Below are 626 nucleotides of genomic sequence, written 5' to 3'. Positions count from 1 at the left end.
CGGTCGCCGTCCTCGGATGCTCCCTTGGCCCCCATCAGAACCTAGCCAGGGGACGCCCCGCTTCACCGGGGTGGGGAATGGCTTCTGAGCCCTGCTCTGACCTCGGCTGTGTGCATGTCTCCGCACTGTTCACCTGAGCCGACCTTTCTGCCGCACTAGATATGCGGCGTGTGTATAGTGAGCGCGTGGCTGTGACCAGGAAGGTTCGCCGATTCTCCGGCGGCGTGTACGACCTCGGGCTCCATGTGGTGTGGTGTCCGAAGTACCGCCGCCCGGTCCTCGGCGGCCGGGTCGCGGAACGACTGGAGGAGCTGATCCGACAGAAGGCACAGGCGCGCGGCTGGGAGATCATCGCCCTTGAGGTGATGCCCGACCACGTCCATCTGTTCGTGAAGCACGATCCGAAGTCGTCGGCCTCGTACGTGGCCAACCAGTTCAAGGGCTTCACCTCCCGCGTACTGCGCGAGGAGTTCCCCCACCTGAGGTCGCGGATGCCCACCTTGTGGTCGTCGTCGTACTTCGCGGCATCGGTCGGCGCCGTGTCGGCGGCCACGGTCGAGAAGTACATCAACACCCAGTGGGAACGTCCGGCGAAGCAGGGGGACGGCTCGTGATCCGGGCGTACA

The 626-nt window shown here is 65.3% G+C and carries 1 protein-coding gene; it reads left to right on the top strand.

What is annotated here, in order from left to right:
* Positions 1-185: 185 nt before the first annotated feature.
* The gene (tnpA, locus tag LPA54_RS34940) at positions 186-614 is read left to right on the top strand and encodes an IS200/IS605 family transposase (RefSeq protein ID WP_228918266.1); all 429 of its coding nucleotides are present in this window, start codon (positions 186-188) and stop codon (positions 612-614) included.
* Positions 615-626: the final 12 nt, after the last annotated feature.

The organism is Streptomyces sp. DH12 (genome assembly GCF_020873895.1).
Lineage (GTDB): Bacteria > Actinomycetota > Actinomycetes > Streptomycetales > Streptomycetaceae > Streptomyces.
This window is presented reverse-complemented; position numbering and strand designations above follow the sequence as displayed.